This is a genomic window from Pseudoalteromonas sp. NZS11, from assembly GCF_015864765.1.
Taxonomy (GTDB): Bacteria; Pseudomonadota; Gammaproteobacteria; order Enterobacterales; family Alteromonadaceae; genus Pseudoalteromonas; species Pseudoalteromonas arctica.
On record NZ_JADYWP010000004.1, the window covers coordinates 467,917 to 483,639 of the forward strand.

Consider the following 15,723-nt stretch of genomic DNA (forward strand, 5'->3'; position numbering starts at 1 on the left):
TTAAAGAGCCTGTGTGTGGATAATTTTTTTACAGTAATAATTATTTTAGGTGCGCTACTGCTTGTTGCTAGCTTAAAAACAACCGTTAAAGTTTGCAAAAAAACATCGCAAAGAGCATGGAGTGTACTGCTATGCGCTATTATTTTTTTTATTATAGGGTATTGGTGGATACTCTATTATTTTTCAAACCACGACATTGCACCCGTCGTTATGAATATGGTGGCTATGTTGTTACTTGGCGGTGGTGGGTTTGTTTTTTTAGTTATTAAACTGAGCTTAAAAAGTATTCTTAAAATAGAGCAAGCAACGCAGTATCAAAAATATCAAACTGAGCACGATAACTTAACAACTCTACCTAACCGCGATAAATTTTTTAAATCTTTAAGTAAACAAGTTGAATATCCTTCCCCATTTTCACTATTTTATATCGACTTAAATAACTTTAAACAAATTAATGATGCGTTTGGGCATCAGTGTGGTGACCAACTCTTGGCTGCATTTGCCAATAAACTAAATAAAGAATTATGCGGCATTGCTAAGTTATATCGAATAGGTGGCGATGAGTTTGCTTTTTTATTGCATACCGATACAGATGAAAGCATGAATTATTGTGTAAACATTATAAACTCAGCCGTCAAAAGTCCGTTTTGTACGAATGAGCAAATGGTTAAAATACAATTAAGTATAGGCGTAAGCCGTTTTCCTGATGATAGCCGATTGCCCGATCAGCTATTAAAAAAAGCTGACTTGGCACTGCATGAAGCTAAAAAAACATTTCAACCTTTGGTAAATTACTCATCTGCAATAGGTAAACGAGCTGAGGACTTTTTTGATTTATCAGCCAAAATTAAAGTGGCATTACATAAAGATGAGTTTGAGCTTTATTTACAACCCATAATGGACTCTAAAGATCTGCAATTACATGGCCTAGAAGCGCTTATCCGATGGCCGCAAGATGATGGTAGCTTTATTAGTCCAGAAAAGTTTATAACCGTAGCTGAGCGTACAGGGCTTATTTTTCCTTTATCGAAATGGGTTGTACAAGAAGCCGTTAATCATATTAGAAAGCTCAAGCTATTTGGTTTCACCGGTACTATACATGTCAATTTATCGACTAAAGATATTGAAAGCAGCGAGTTTTACGATTTTATAATTAGTTTACTCGCAACCGACCCTACATTAAGCGACTCGTTAATTTTTGAAATTACAGAAGGTGCAATGATGACAAATATACCGGCTGCTAGAAAAATGATGCAACAGTTGAGTATGCGCGGGTTTAAATTTAGTGTTGATGACTTTGGTACTGGCTTTTCGTCACTGTCATTATTAAGAGAGCTGCCAATCAATCAAATAAAAATTGATCAGTCGTTTGTCAAAGATATGCTTACTAACTCGCCTGATTACGCCATTGTAGAATCTACATTGTTTTTAGCGAGTCGATTAAATTGCGATGTAGTTGCTGAAGGAATAGAAACTAAAGAGGTAGAACAGGCGTTGTTGAGTCTTAACTGTGATTATTTACAAGGGTATTTATATAGCAAACCAATAAATATAGATGAATTTATAAATGTTTATTTAAGTGCAGAAAAAGTAAGTTGAATTTAATGAGTATTGAGAAGTTTTAGACAGGGGAGTCAAATTGGCTGGGATACCAGGATTTGAACCTGGGAATGCCAGGATCAAAACCTGGTGCCTTACCGCTTGGCGATATCCCAACTATAAATTTGAATTAGTTTTAGTTCTTAATAAGAACATGGTGCGGAAGGAGAGACTTGAACTCTCACAACCTAAGTTACTGGAACCTAAATCCAGCGCGTCTACCAATTCCGCCACTCCCGCATCACTAAGTTGCTAATTTAAACTCTAAGCTAGAGCAATTCTTTTATCCAACTTTCCTTGGTAGAAGAAGTTGGCTGGGATACCAGGATTTGAACCTGGGAATGCCAGGATCAAAACCTGGTGCCTTACCGCTTGGCGATATCCCAACAAAGAATTCTTTATAATTTTAGTTCTTATAAGAACATGGTGCGGAAAGAGAGACTTGAACTCTCACAACCGAAGTTACTGGAACCTAAATCCAGCGCGTCTACCAATTCCGCCACTCCCGCATCAACAATTTGCCAATTTAAACTCTAAGCTAGAGCAATTCTTTTATCCAACTTTCCTTGGTAGAAGAAGTTGGCTGGGATACCAGGATTTGAACCTGGGAATGCCAGGATCAAAACCTGGTGCCTTACCGCTTGGCGATATCCCAACAAAGAATTAATGATAATTTTATTTCTTATCAAGAAATGGTGCGGAAAGAGAGACTTGAACTCTCACAACCGAAGTTACTGGAACCTAAATCCAGCGCGTCTACCAATTCCGCCACTCCCGCATCGTTTGTACAATAAAGTACAGGTAGTTATTTTAAACTCTTCATTGAGCTGCAATTTAACTCTTGCAGAGCCATTTCTAAAAGAAGAAATGGTGGCTAAGACGGGATTTGAACCTGTGACCCCATCATTATGAGTGATGTGCTCTAACCAGCTGAGCTACTTAGCCATTGTTGGCTGGGATACCAGGATTTGAACCTGGGAATGCCAGGATCAAAACCTGGTGCCTTACCGCTTGGCGATATCCCAACAATAACAATTGATAGTTTTAATTCTTATCAAGAATTATGGTGCGGAAGGAGAGACTTGAACTCTCACATCCTAAGATACTGGAACCTAAATCCAGCGCGTCTACCAATTCCGCCACTCCCGCACACAAGGTAGTTATTTTAAACTCTTCATTGAGCAACAAAAAAATAATGGTGGCTAAGACGGGATTTGAACCTGTGACCCCATCATTATGAGTGATGTGCTCTAACCAGCTGAGCTACTTAGCCATCTTTTTTTGTTAGCACTTCATCGCTGAGTGCGGGGCGTATTATGCTGATATGACCCAAATTCGTCAACACCTTTTTTGCAAAAAAACACTTAACTGTGTTTGTTTGCAGGAAAATTAAGCTAACAGGCTAAAATTTAATAAAAATGCTGTTTTTTTAGCTGCCTTTAAGGCGCGGAATCTTAATTAACCCTGTACTTCTTTAATTAAGCGATATTACAAAGATAGACTAGTTGAGGCTAATTATTATTTTTATAATGCTTAAATACAAAAAAGGCTCGTAAAAACGAGCCTTTAAAAATTATTACCAAGTGAAATTGGTTTAATTTGTACTTATACGTTGAACAAGAAGTTCATTACATCGCCATCTTTAACAATGTACTCTTTACCTTCTTGACGCATCTTACCTGCTTCTTTTGCGCCACTCTCACCTTTAAAGGCAACAAAGTCGTCAAAAGCAATAGTTTGCGCACGGATAAAGCCACGCTCGAAGTCGGTATGGATTTTACCCGCTGCTTGTGGTGCTGTTGCACCTACAGGGATTGTCCATGCGCGTACTTCTTTTACGCCAGCTGTGAAATAAGTTTGTAATTGTAGTAATTCATAACCACCACGAATAACAAGGTTAAGACCTGGCTCTTCTAGACCAAGATCAGCCATAAACTCTAGCTTGTCTTCGTCATCTAGTTCTGAAAGCTCAGACTCGATAGCGGCACATACAGGAACAACAATCGCATCTTCAGCTGCGGCAATAGCACGTACGCGGTCAAGGTATGGGTTATTTTCAAAACCATCTTCAGCAACGTTTGCAATATACATTGTTGGTTTAATCGTTAAGAAGTTAATAGAGCTGATTGCTGCTTTTTCTTCTTTAGTTAGTGCTAGACCACGTAAAGTTAAGCCTTCGTCAAGATGCACTTTTACTTTTTCAAGTACAGCATTTTGCTCTTTAGCGTCTTTATCGCCACCTTTTGCTTTTTTTGAATTACGGAAAAGGGCTTTTTCAGCGCTATCCATATCAGCAAGTACTAACTCAGTGTTGATTACGTCAATATCGTCAGCAGGGTCAATAGTGCCTGCTACGTGGATGATGTTTTCATCTTCAAAACAGCGAACTACGTGGCCAATTGCATCGGTTTCACGAATGTTAGCTAAAAACTGGTTACCAAGGCCTTCACCTTTAGATGCGCCTTTTACTAAGCCAGCAATGTCTACAAATTCCATACTGGTGGTAAGAACTCGTTGAGGATTAACTATTTTAGCAAGTTCGTCTAGACGAGGATCTGGCACAGGTACCACACCTGTATTAGGCTCAATGGTACAAAAAGGAAAGTTAGCGGCTTCAATACCCGCTTTAGTTAGTGCATTGAAAAGCGTTGATTTACCAACGTTAGGCAAGCCAACGATGCCACATTTAAAACCCATAGTAAGATACCTTGTTTAGAATTCGTTTAAACGGTGTACTTGGACCCAAGTTACTAGGGTTTAAACGAATGTAGTCTGTTTTGTGCTTTTAACACACCATCTTTTGCAAGTATTTCCATGCAACGAACTGCTTCATCAACAGCAGCATCCATTTTTTCTTGGTCTGCTTTGGCCGCTTTTCCAAGCACCCAACCAGTAACCATTTCACGATGCCCCGGATGACCTACACCAATGCGCAAGCGCATAAAGTCTTTTTGATTTGCCATTTTTGCAATAATGTCTTTTAAACCATTATGACCGCCATGCCCGCCGCCTTTTTTTAACTTGGCAACGCCTGGGTCTAAATCCAATTCGTCATGGGCAACTAAAATGTCCTCGACAGGGATTTTGAAAAAATTAGCTAAACTACCGACCGCTTTACCACTTAAATTCATGTAAGTAGTGGGGATCAATAATTTGAATTCTTGGCCTTGAATGATCACTTTGCCTGTAAGGCCGTGATATTTAGGATCGTATTTTAGGGTGCAGTTGTAGCGTGCAGCGATTTGCTCGATGAACCAAGCACCTGCATTGTGGCGTGTGTTTGCGTATTCGGGGCCTGGATTAGCCAGGCCCACAAGCATTTGAATAGAATTCAAGGTTGCGAGACCTTAAAAATTATTCTGCTGCTGCAGCGTCGTCTTCAACTGGAGCTGCTTTGTTTGCTTTGATAGTCAGGATAGACTGATCATGGCCTTCGCCTTTACCTAAATCTACAGAGCTAACGCCTTTAGGGAAAGTAAGGTCAGAAATATGAACAGAATCGCCAACAACAAACTTAGAAACATCTACTTCAATGAATTCTGGAAGTGCTTTTGGAAGACACGTAATTTCAACTTCAGTTAACTGGTGAACAACAGTTGCGCCAGCTTTAGTTACAATATCTTCACCGATGAAGTGAAGAGGAACTTTAGTTTGAAATTTATGAGTAGCATCTACACGTTGGAAATCAAGGTGAGTAAGCTTAGGCTTGAATGGGTGACGTTGGATATCTTTTAAGATTACTTCAACAGCTTCGCCATCTACGTTAAGCGTAAGGATATGCGTGTAAAAACCTTCGTCTTCTTGTGCTTTGATCATATCTTTATGAGCAAAAGTAAGAGATAAAGCTTCTTTGTCAGCTCCGTAAAGGATTGCAGGAACTTTGTCTTCGCGACGTAGGCGGCGGCTCGCACCAGTACCAGTTTCTACGCGAAGTTCAGCGTTATATGTATAAGTTTTGTTAGACATGATGTCTCCAGTTATTAAAATGTGTAGGGCCTTTGCGACCAAGGTCCCTAGCCAAAAGGCGCGCTATCATACCACCACGCCCAGACAAAATAAACATCGCTTACAAAAAAAGCGCCAAAAGGCGCTTTTATACTCAGGAATGTTTAATTTTAGTGTTCAAACATCGCTGAGATAGATTCTTCGTTACTAATACGACGAATAGTCTCTGCTAACATGTCAGCAAGCGTAAGTACCTTAATTTTATCAAGGGCTTTAAGCTCGTCAGATAGCGGAATTGAGTCAGTTACAATTACTTCGTCAATCATCGAGTCACGTAAGTTTTCTGCTGCTTTACCTGAAAGAATAGGGTGCGTTGCGTATGCAAATACGCGCTTAGCGCCATGTTCTTTAAGTGCTTCTGCGGCTTTACATAACGTACCACCGGTATCAATCATATCATCTACGATAATACAATCACGACCTTCAACGTCACCAATTATGTGCATTACTTGAGAAACGTTTGCTTGAGGGCGACGTTTATCAATGATTGCTAAATCGGTATCGTTTAGTAGTTTTGCAATTGCACGTGCGCGTACAACACCACCAATATCTGGAGATACAACAACGACGTCTTCAAAGTCGCGTTCTTTCATATCTTCAAGTAATACAGGGCTGCCAAATACGTTGTCTACTGGTACATCAAAGAAGCCTTGGATTTGTTCAGCGTGTAAATCAACCGTAAGAACACGGTCAACACCAACGCTTGATAAGAAATCGGCAACAACTTTAGCGGTAATTGGAACACGGGCAGAACGTACACGACGGTCTTGGCGCGCATAACCAAAATAAGGAATGACGGCAGTAATACGACCTGCAGATGCACGACGTAGAGCATCAACCATAACGATAAGTTCCATTAGGTTATCGTTTGTAGGGGCACAGGTTGATTGCAAGATAAAAACGTCCGAGCCACGAACATTTTCATTTATTTGAACACTGATCTCACCGTCGCTAAAACGGCCAACAACAGCATCGCCTAATTCAATATATAAACGTTTTGCAACTTTTTGAGCTAACTCAGGTGTTGCGTTACCAGCGAAGAGCTTCATGTCAGGCACGGTAGGGTTCCTCAGGCACTGAATATTTGGACTAACGGGCAATGATAAATACCACTGCGAGTTAACTTATGATTACTTGTACGTTACTTCATTGATCGAATATGGCGGTTAACTCCGTATGAGCAGGTGAGACATTTGCGCTTGAAGCCACAAAACCCTGCCAAGTATGGGGGAGATTTTCAAGTACATCTTGTGCTTGAACTTGACTAGCAAATTCGACAAAACAACATGAACCTGTTCCGGTCATCTTCGACGGTGCGTATTTTAGCAACCACTGGAGGGTTTTTTCAACCTCGGGGCAAAGCTTTTTAACTAAAGGCTCACAATCGTTGGTTAAAGTATGGTGTTTCCAATCGCCTATTATTTTTGGTGTGTCGCGTTTTAAATCTGGATGTGTAAATATTTTTGCGGTACTTACATGTTGGTTTGGGTGTACAACGCAGTACCATTTTTGTTCAAGTTCTACCTGGTGTAATTTCTCACCAATACCATGCGCTATGGCGCTTTGCCCTTGTATGAACACCGGAACATCAGCCCCTAATTTAAGTCCTAATTGGGCTAGAATTTCTAAATTTAGTTCTAATTTCCATAATTTATTTAGGGCTAATAAAGTACTTGCGGCGTCGGATGAACCACCTCCAACACCTCCGCCCATCGGTAAGCGTTTAATTAAATTTATTTTTACACCCAAAGAGGTTTTACAGTGTGTTTGTAATAATAAAGCCGCTTTATAGATGAGATTATCATTTAGGGGTATGTCTTTAGTATCACCACCGACAGAAATACCACCGTCTGTTGTTAGCTCAAAATGCAACTCATCACCAAAATTTAAAAAAGTAAATAAGGTTTCTAGTTCATGATAGCCATCTTCTCGGCGAGCATTAATATGTAAAAATAAATTGAGTTTTGCCGGGGCAATAAGTGAAAAAGAGGTTTTGTTATTCATACTTATTTAAACTGCCAATCGTAGAGTTGAATTTTTATTTTTATTTGTTGATGCTTTAACGTCAGTTTAGTTGGTAACCAGTAACCTGCGTTTTGTACGTAAGTGCCGTAATCTATTTGCCATTTCTTGCCTGTATTATCAAACCATAATACTTGCTTTGCACGGCCTAGTTCATCAACGACTAAACTTTGATCGTCAATGGTGCCCTTAAGCCAGTTATCGGCGTTATCAACAGGGAGCGTAAAACCCGTTAAACGCTTTAAAAGCTCTGCAGCATTAGTATCAAAGTACTCATCGCCGTCAAACTCTAATTCAGCACCATTTGCTGTTTGTTTAAGCGACAAAATACGAGTACCAATAAAAGTAGTCAGTATTAAATTATTGGAATTTGTTGTTTGCTGCCAATTTAAGTTTGCAGATTGACGCTCTTCTGGGCTTATAAACGCGAGTTTACCCTCGACCTGCCAAGTTTTTTGAGCAGCTAAACGTGGCTTCCAATCATCATAAAGTGTTGTTTTTGTATCAATTTGATGGGCACAGCCACCTAATAATAAAAAAAACATGAATAAAATCAAATATTGTCGAATCAAATGTTGTTCCTTACTTTCCATATTCCGCTGATTTTTGGTAAAATTACCGCCTTTGAAGTAGGGCTCAGCAATATTTGGCAAATATGACCATAATAGCACTAGGTATAAATCACAAAACCGCATCCGTAGAATTACGTGAAAAAGTGGCTTTTTCGCCTGAGCAAATTTCAGAGGCGTTGCAACAATTAAGTGGCCATGCCGACTTTAATGAAGCGGTTATTGTGTCTACCTGTAATCGAACCGAGATCTATTGTAGCCTCGCTCAGCAAAATTCCCAAACACTGTTAACGTGGCTTGCCAGTTTCCATGGTTTGGATGAACATGAACTGAGCAGCAATATATACTGCCATGAAGGTAATGACGCCATTAACCACTTAATGCGCGTAGCGTGTGGGTTGGATTCTCTTGTGTTAGGCGAGCCGCAAATTTTAGGGCAAATAAAGCAATCGTTTTTTAGTGCTAAAACCCACGATGCAATAGGGGTTACTTTTGATAGGTTGTTTCAAAAAACCTTTTCGGTAGCAAAACAAGTTCGCACTGAAACAAATATAGGCGCAAGTGCCGTGTCGGTTGCATTTGCGGCTGTTAATTTAGCAAAACATATTTATGGCAAGCTTGATCAAACCAATGTGTTATTGATTGGTGCTGGTGAAACCATTGAACTGGTTGCTAAACATTTATATCAAAATGAGCCTAAAAAAATAACGGTAGCTAATAGAACAATTGAACGTGCTCGCAGCCTTGCTGATGAAGTGTCGGCAGATGTTATCGCACTTGCACAGTTACCAGAACGTTTACATGAAGCCGATATAGTCATTAGTTCTACCGCCAGTACTTTACCTATTATTGGTAAAGGGGTGGTTGAGCAAGCGCTTAAGCAGCGCCGTCACAAGCCTATGCTATTTATAGATATTGCGGTTCCGCGCGATATAGAAAGCCAAGTAGGTGAGCTAGATGCTGCCTATTTATATTCCGTTGATGACTTACAAACCATTGTAAGCGAGAATATGGCAGCGCGTGAGCAAGCTGCACAGCAAGCGCAAATAATTATTACTGAACGCACCAAAGAATTTGCAATGTGGATGCGCTCACTCGATTCGGTAGATTTAATCCGCCATTATCGAAATGATGTACAAACAATTAAGTCAGAACTTGTAGAGCGTGCTGTTAGTCAGCTAAATACAGGTAAAGATGCAGAAAAAATTATATTAGAGCTCGCCAATAAATTAACCAATCGCTTAATGCACGCGCCTACCCGTGCAATACAAGACGCAGCGAAAAAAGGTGAAGTGGCGCAGCTAAACCAGTTGAAAAAAATGTTAGGTATTGATCAGGAATAACCGTTAAATGAAAGAGTCTGTTTATAATAAATTAGAAACCTTAGTAGAGCGTTACGAAGAAGTACAAGCGCTACTAAGCGACCCGTCGGTCATTAGTGATCAAAATCGTTTTCGTGGGCTTTCAAAAGAATACTCTGAGCTTGAAGAGATTGTAAAAACGTTTTTAACTTACAAAGAAACGCAAGATGATTTAGCCAGTGCAGAAGAAATGCTTAAAGATTCTGACCCTGAAATGCGTGAAATGGCGCAAGAAGAATATAAAGAAGCTAAAGCACAAATTTTGGTAATTGAAGATCAAATTCAAGTATTAATGTTGCCAAAAGATCCGCGAGATAATAACAACGTGTTTGTTGAAGTACGCGCTGGAACAGGCGGTGATGAAGCGGCTATTTTTGCTGGCGACTTATTCCGTATGTACAGCCGCTATGCAGAAACTAAAAAATGGAAAGTAGAAGTTGTGAGCACCAATGAAGGTGAGCACGGTGGTTACAAAGAAGTTATTGCAAATATTAGTGGCGAAGGCGTTTACGGTCAATTAAAGTTTGAATCAGGTGTACACCGCGTACAACGTGTGCCAGAAACTGAGTCACAAGGGCGAGTTCATACCTCTGCATGTACTGTTGCGGTAATGGCGGAAGTACCAGAGGCAGAAGCGATACAAATTAATACCGCAGATTTAAAAGTTGATACATTTCGTGCATCAGGCGCAGGTGGTCAGCACGTTAATAAAACAGATTCTGCTATTCGACTTACACATATACCTACCGGTGTTGTGGTTGAGTGTCAGGATCAACGTTCACAGCATAAAAACCGTGCTAAAGCGATGTCAGTACTTGCAGCACGTTTGCAACAGGCTGAAGATGAAAAGCGCCATGCGGCAGAAGCATCTGAACGTCGTGACTTAGTAGGTAGTGGCGATCGTTCTGAACGTATCCGTACTTATAACTACCCACAAGGTCGTATTACCGATCACCGTATTAACTTAACACTTTATCGTTTGAATGAAGTGGTAGCGGGTGATTTAAGCTGCGTTATTGACCCATTAATGCAAGAACATCAAGCTGACTTATTAGCGGCTATGGGCGACGAGTAATCGTGAGCCAAACTCTTGAACAAGCTATTGCTGCAGGCGCTAATTTATTAGCACCTAGCAGCGAAAGTGCTAAATTAGACGCACAAGTTTTACTTCTACATATTCTTCAAAAACCTCACAGTTACCTTTTTACTTGGCCAGAGCATGCGCTTAATGCCGAACAACAACAGCAATTTAATACCTTTTGCCAAAGACGTTTAAACGGTGAACCTGTTGCACATATTACGGGGCAACGTGAATTTTGGAGCTTATCGCTTGAAGTTAACGCAACAACTTTAATACCTCGACCAGATACCGAAACGTTAGTAGAACAAGCGCTTGAAGTGGCTGTACCTGCTACAGCTAAAGTGCTTGATTTAGGCACGGGTACTGGTGCAATAGCGCTGGCATTGGGTAGCGAAATGCCTAATTGGCAAATTATTGCAGTAGATAGAGTAAGCGATGCAGTTGCACTGGCTACACGTAACCAGCAGCGATTGGCAATTAATAATGTACACGTTAAGCAAAGCAACTGGTTTAGCGAGTTACATGGTGAGAAATTCAACCTAATTGTTACCAACCCGCCTTATATTGAAAGCAGTGATATACATTTAAATCAGGGCGATGTGCGCTTTGAGCCTTTGTCGGCATTAGTGGCTGATGATTGTGGAATGTCTGATATTAAACAAATAATTACACAATCACGTGACTATTTGTTATCTAGTGGCTATCTTTTAATAGAACACGGTTTTGAGCAAGGTGAAGCTGTTCGTCATTTTTTCAAAAAAATGGCATTTGTGAATATTAAAACAGTAAAAGACTTTGGTGATAATGACCGTGTAACGTTTGCACAGTGGCCCTAAAGAATAATAATTGCCTGCTAGTGCGTTAAATAATGCCATGAAGGAATTTCGACTATGATGGGTGATTTTTTATTTTCAGATGAGCCAGAAGAAGCAATCAATGAGATTGAACTCGGTACCTGGAAAGTATTAATCGTTGATGATGAACCTGAAGTTCATGCTGTTACAAAACTAGCGTTGAGTGATTTTGAGTTTCAAAATAAACGCTTAGAATTTATTAGTGCGTACTCAGGTGCTGAAGCAAAAGAGCTTGTGAAAGAGCATCCAGATGCAGCCATTGTACTACTTGATGTAGTAATGGAGACCGATGATGCCGGTTTGCAAGTTGCTAAGTTTATTCGTGAAGAAGCTAAAAATAATCATATTCGAATTATTTTAAGAACGGGTCAACCTGGTCAAGCACCTGAACGACAAGTAATTATTAATTATGATATTAACGATTACAAATCTAAAACAGAGCTAACGGCTCAAAAGTTATTTACTGTTATTATGTCGAGCCTGCGCTCGTATCGGGATATTATTTCGATTGAGCAGTCACGCGAAGGGCTTGAGAAAATAATTATAGCGTCCCGTGATATTTTTTCTGCGCATTCAATAGAGCACTTTATTGAAGGCGTTATGCAGCAGTTAACTTCTTTACTTGGTATTGCTGATCAAGCTATGTATGCAACTACTTTAGTTGCGCAAAATCCTGAAGCACAAAATAATAAAAAATTAATTGTTTGCTCGGGTACCGGTGACTTTGAAAAAAGTGAAGGTAAAGAGCTCGATGAGGTATTACAAGCTGAACAGTTAAGTGCATGTCATCAGGCGCTTAATGAAAAAAGCATTATTTATAAAGATAACTACTTATTTGCGTATTGTAGCAGTGAGTACAATCATAATTCGATGCTATTTATATCAGGTATTCCAAAGGATTTAACGGATACTCAGCGCCATTTAATTAAGATTTTTTCTCAAAATGTGCAACTTGCGTTTGAAAATGTACAACTTCAGTCTGAAATAGAAGCAACGCAACAAGAGCTTGTTTACAGGTTAAGTGAAGCGGTAGAGCAACGCTCAACAGAAACGGGTAATCATGTTAAGCGTGTAGCACATATTTGTCATATATTGGCACAAGGGTATGGCTTATCTAAGCATGATGCTGATTTAGTAAGGTTGGCGTCGCCTCTTCATGATGTAGGCAAAGTGGGCATTCCTGATGCGGTATTAAATAAACCAGCAAAGTTAGACGCCCAAGAATGGGAAGTGATGAAAACCCATACTGATAAAGGCTATACTATTTTAAAAGACTCGCCGCATGAGATTGTTAGTGCAGGCGCAATTATTGCAAAAGAGCATCATGAAAAATGGGATGGCTCTGGTTACCCACAAGGTTTAAGCGGAAACGCAATTAATGTATTTGGTCGTATAGTTGCACTTGCTGATGTATACGATGCACTTCGCCATAAACGATGCTATAAAGAACCTTGGACACTGCAAAACGTAGTTGATGAAATTAACGCTCAAGAAGGCACACACTTTGAACCAAAATTGGTTGAAGTATTTAACGAGAAGCTTGATGAGTTAGAAGCGGTTCTTAACCGTTTTCCTGATTAAATTTTTATAAAACAGAAGTACAGGGGCATATGGATTATTTAGCAGTAAAGCATTCACACATGGCAATTGCGATGTTGAGTGTGATTTTATTTTATGTTCGCGCATTTTCGCGAATGGGCAGTGGTAAATTAGCAAAAAATAAAGCGGTAATGATTGGTAGTCATAGTATAGATACTTTGCTATTAGTGTCTGCACTTACGCTTATATTTATGGCTAAAATTAACCCGTTTGAACAATATTGGCTATTAGAAAAAATAGTTTTAGTGGTTATATATATTGGTATTGGGGCTAAAAGCGCCAGACAAACTAAAATGACGGCTAAAGTTGCTTACGTTTTAGTTAACACTGCTGTTATTTTAGCGATAGGTTATTTAGCGACGTCTAAATCAGCTTTTTTGCTTTAAGTAATACCTGACTATTTGAGCTTTATAGTTGTTTTATAAAGCTCAAATACGACTCTCTCTCAGAAAGTATTCAAAAACATCTCTATATTGGTATATAGCTTTAAAGTTAGGTAAACTACGCCTTCGTTTTCTAAAATGTTGCAGTATTAATGACTACCCTCGGGTTTGACGAACACGATGAATCTTATCTTGATGATGCTTACGATGAATTTACACCTCCAGCGATTTACCGCTGTATTAAAGCAGAGTCAAAATGGGACCCTCAGATAGATTTAACACCATGTTATGAAACTTTAACTGACTTTGAACAGCAAATTTCAGCGCTGTGTTTAAAAGTGAGTGATGAGCACGATCGCTTCGAAAAATTATTAGATATGTTTTACAGCGATTGGCTATTTAGTGCCTCAGGCTTAAAAGTGCCAGAATACAAATTAAATACATTAAGCTATACGCTTTCTATGCGTAGTGGCTCACCAACAACGCTTGCAATTATACTTTGTCACTTTTTACAACAAGCTAACTTTGATGCAAATCTTAGTCTTACGCTGGGTGATGTTGGTGTTCATGTGGCGATAAGTGATGAAGAGGGCTACATAATTGAGCCAAGCAGCGGGCAACAAAGCTGGTATATCATCCCTGAAAACGCAGATGAAGATGATGGGCAAGAACAAGAGCCTTTAGAGTTAATTTTTGATGACGAAGTATATAAGCTATTTTTAGCTCAGCAAAAATGGTCTTTCATTAGCGAAAATAAATTTGGTCATGCTTTGACCTGTGTAGAGATGCTAATGGAGCTAATAGGCGACGACCCGTATGAGAGACGCGACAGAGGTTACTTATTAAATCAGCTCGGTTGCCCTAAAATGGCACGTGATGATTTACAGTTTTTTGTCGATGAGTGTCCGGACGATCCTGCAATAGAGATTATTCAACACCAAATAGAAGAACTAGAAGATAATAATAAAACGCACCATTAAGAATAGGAATAATTATGGTTGAAACTCAAAGCGCATTAATTACAAATGATGCCGTTGTGCTTGGTTTGCTTGCTATTATTTTGGGGTTTATTTTTAAAACCTCAAACAGTGAGCGTCCAGCTTTAAAACGATTTTATAAATACGTACCTGCTTTACTACTGTGTTACTTTTTACCTTCGTTATTAAATACCTTTGGTATTGTAGATGGTAATAAATCTAATGTTTATTATGTGGCTTCGCGCTACTTACTGCCTGCTTGTTTAATACTGCTTACCATTAGTATTGATTTAAAAGCTATTATTAACTTAGGCCCTAAAGCGCTCATTATGTTTTTAGTGGGTACATTGGGCATTGTTATTGGTGGGCCATTAGCTATTTTAGTCGTGAGTGCATTTGATCCAAGTATTGTTGGTGGTCATGGGCCCGATGCAGTATGGCGCGGTATGACAACCGTTGCGGGTAGCTGGATTGGCGGTGGTGCTAACCAAGCATCAATGAAAGAGATGTTTGAAGTTGGTGGTGATATATTTTCTGTAATGATTACAGTAGATGTAATCGTCGCGAATATTTGGATGGCTGTTTTATTGTTAATGGCAGCAAACCATAAAAAGATTGATGCAGCTACGGGTGCTGATACAAGCGCAATTGAAGATTTAAAAAAACGTGTTGAAGCCTATCACGCTGAACACGCACGTATTCCTACTCTTAACGATTATATGACGCTGCTTGCAATTGCATTTGGTATAACCGGTTTAGCGCATTTTTGTGCTGACTTTTTAGGTCCGTACTTTGGCACGACTTATGAGTGGGCAAAAGAATACAGCTTAAACAGTAAATTCTTTTGGCTAATTGTTATATCAACAACGATTGGCATAGGCTTATCGTTTACTAAAGTTAGACAAATAGAAGCGTTTGGCGCTTCAAAAGTAGCCTCTAGCTTTTTGTATATTTTAGTTGCATCGATTGGTTTGCATATGAATGTAACCGCTATTTTTAATAACCCAGGGTTATTTTTAGTTGGTGCCATTTGGATGTTAGTGCATGCAAGCATAATGTTAGTAGTAGCTAAACTAATTAAAGCACCGTTATTTTATATGGCTGTGGGCTCGCAGGCTAATGTGGGCGGCGCAGCGTCTGCACCTGTTGTAGCATCAGCGTTTCATCCGTCATTAGCGCCTGTTGGTGTTCTGTTAGCTGTACTGGGCTATGGTGTGGGTACTTATATGGCTTATATTTGTGGATTAATGATGCAAGCAGTTGCACCGTAAGG

Annotated in this window: 14 protein-coding genes and 10 tRNA genes; 8 read left to right on the forward strand and 16 right to left on the reverse strand. The window is 39.5% G+C overall.

Annotation, left to right across the window (positions count from 1 at the left end):
* Positions 1–15 precede the first annotated feature (15 nt).
* Positions 16–1,599 (forward strand): putative bifunctional diguanylate cyclase/phosphodiesterase, encoded by a 1,584-nt coding sequence (locus I6E82_RS11695; RefSeq protein WP_007585601.1) that lies wholly within the window; start codon positions 16–18, stop codon positions 1,597–1,599.
* A gap of 41 nt (positions 1,600–1,640) precedes the next feature.
* Here I6E82_RS11695 and I6E82_RS11700 read toward each other — a convergent pair.
* The 16 genes from I6E82_RS11700 to lolB form a co-directional block, all read right to left on the reverse strand.
* Positions 1,641–1,715 (reverse strand) — tRNA-Gln (locus tag I6E82_RS11700).
* Positions 1,716–1,754: 39 nt separating this feature from the next.
* A tRNA-Leu gene (locus tag I6E82_RS11705) sits at positions 1,755–1,839 on the reverse strand.
* A gap of 71 nt (positions 1,840–1,910) precedes the next feature.
* Positions 1,911–1,985, reverse strand: a tRNA-Gln gene (locus I6E82_RS11710).
* A 38-nt stretch (positions 1,986–2,023) separates the two neighbouring features.
* Positions 2,024–2,108, reverse strand: a tRNA-Leu gene (locus I6E82_RS11715).
* Between the two features lie 71 nt (positions 2,109–2,179).
* Positions 2,180–2,254, reverse strand: a tRNA-Gln gene (locus tag I6E82_RS11720).
* A 38-nt stretch (positions 2,255–2,292) separates the two neighbouring features.
* A tRNA-Leu gene (locus I6E82_RS11725) sits at positions 2,293–2,377 on the reverse strand.
* A gap of 90 nt (positions 2,378–2,467) precedes the next feature.
* Positions 2,468–2,544, reverse strand: a tRNA-Met gene (locus I6E82_RS11730).
* A 5-nt stretch (positions 2,545–2,549) separates the two neighbouring features.
* Positions 2,550–2,624, reverse strand: a tRNA-Gln gene (locus I6E82_RS11735).
* A 39-nt stretch (positions 2,625–2,663) separates the two neighbouring features.
* A tRNA-Leu gene (locus I6E82_RS11740) sits at positions 2,664–2,748 on the reverse strand.
* Between the two features lie 47 nt (positions 2,749–2,795).
* Positions 2,796–2,872: transfer RNA gene (locus tag I6E82_RS11745), tRNA-Met, on the reverse strand.
* Between the two features lie 332 nt (positions 2,873–3,204).
* Positions 3,205–4,296 (reverse strand): redox-regulated ATPase YchF, encoded by a 1,092-nt coding sequence (ychF, locus tag I6E82_RS11750; protein WP_007583951.1) that lies wholly within the window; start codon positions 4,294–4,296, stop codon positions 3,205–3,207.
* A 53-nt stretch (positions 4,297–4,349) separates the two neighbouring features.
* Complete coding sequence (pth, locus tag I6E82_RS11755; RefSeq protein ID WP_007583954.1) at positions 4,350–4,934, reverse strand: aminoacyl-tRNA hydrolase; 585 nt, start codon at positions 4,932–4,934, stop codon at positions 4,350–4,352.
* A 19-nt stretch (positions 4,935–4,953) separates the two neighbouring features.
* Positions 4,954–5,565, reverse strand: coding sequence for a 50S ribosomal protein L25/general stress protein Ctc (locus I6E82_RS11760; protein ID WP_008171830.1), 612 nt, complete (start codon positions 5,563–5,565; stop codon positions 4,954–4,956).
* Positions 5,566–5,714: 149 nt separating this feature from the next.
* Complete coding sequence (locus I6E82_RS11765; RefSeq protein WP_007583957.1) at positions 5,715–6,662, reverse strand: ribose-phosphate pyrophosphokinase; 948 nt, start codon at positions 6,660–6,662, stop codon at positions 5,715–5,717.
* An 88-nt stretch (positions 6,663–6,750) separates the two neighbouring features.
* Positions 6,751–7,608, reverse strand: a complete 858-nt coding sequence (gene ispE, locus I6E82_RS11770) for a 4-(cytidine 5'-diphospho)-2-C-methyl-D-erythritol kinase (RefSeq protein ID WP_169061439.1) — start codon at positions 7,606–7,608, stop codon at positions 6,751–6,753.
* A gap of 2 nt (positions 7,609–7,610) precedes the next feature.
* Positions 7,611–8,198 (reverse strand): lipoprotein insertase outer membrane protein LolB, encoded by a 588-nt coding sequence (gene lolB / locus I6E82_RS11775; protein WP_101164113.1) that lies wholly within the window; start codon positions 8,196–8,198, stop codon positions 7,611–7,613.
* A gap of 83 nt (positions 8,199–8,281) precedes the next feature.
* Between lolB and hemA the strand changes: the two genes are divergently transcribed.
* The 7 genes from hemA to I6E82_RS11810 all read left to right on the forward strand — a co-directional run bounded on the left by hemA (position 8,282) and on the right by I6E82_RS11810 (position 15,721).
* Positions 8,282–9,538: a glutamyl-tRNA reductase gene (gene hemA / locus I6E82_RS11780; RefSeq protein ID WP_010554718.1), complete on the forward strand. Its 1,257-nt coding sequence runs from the start codon at positions 8,282–8,284 to the stop codon at positions 9,536–9,538.
* Positions 9,539–9,545: 7 nt separating this feature from the next.
* A complete protein-coding gene (prfA, locus tag I6E82_RS11785) occupies positions 9,546–10,631 on the forward strand; it encodes a peptide chain release factor 1 (RefSeq protein WP_007583962.1) in 1,086 nt (361 codons plus the stop codon).
* 2 nt (positions 10,632–10,633) lie between these two features.
* Positions 10,634–11,473: a peptide chain release factor N(5)-glutamine methyltransferase gene (prmC, locus tag I6E82_RS11790; RefSeq protein ID WP_010554719.1), complete on the forward strand. Its 840-nt coding sequence runs from the start codon at positions 10,634–10,636 to the stop codon at positions 11,471–11,473.
* A gap of 54 nt (positions 11,474–11,527) precedes the next feature.
* Complete coding sequence (locus tag I6E82_RS11795) at positions 11,528–13,072, forward strand: response regulator (protein ID WP_197117986.1); 1,545 nt, start codon at positions 11,528–11,530, stop codon at positions 13,070–13,072.
* Positions 13,073–13,101: 29 nt separating this feature from the next.
* A complete protein-coding gene (locus tag I6E82_RS11800) occupies positions 13,102–13,476 on the forward strand; it encodes a SirB2 family protein (protein WP_007583965.1) in 375 nt (124 codons plus the stop codon).
* A gap of 149 nt (positions 13,477–13,625) precedes the next feature.
* A complete protein-coding gene (locus I6E82_RS11805; RefSeq protein WP_007583966.1) occupies positions 13,626–14,453 on the forward strand; it encodes a tetratricopeptide repeat protein in 828 nt (275 codons plus the stop codon).
* A gap of 14 nt (positions 14,454–14,467) precedes the next feature.
* Positions 14,468–15,721, forward strand: coding sequence for a DUF819 family protein (locus tag I6E82_RS11810; RefSeq protein ID WP_007583967.1), 1,254 nt, complete (start codon positions 14,468–14,470; stop codon positions 15,719–15,721).
* The last annotated feature ends 2 nt before the right edge of the window (positions 15,722–15,723 follow it).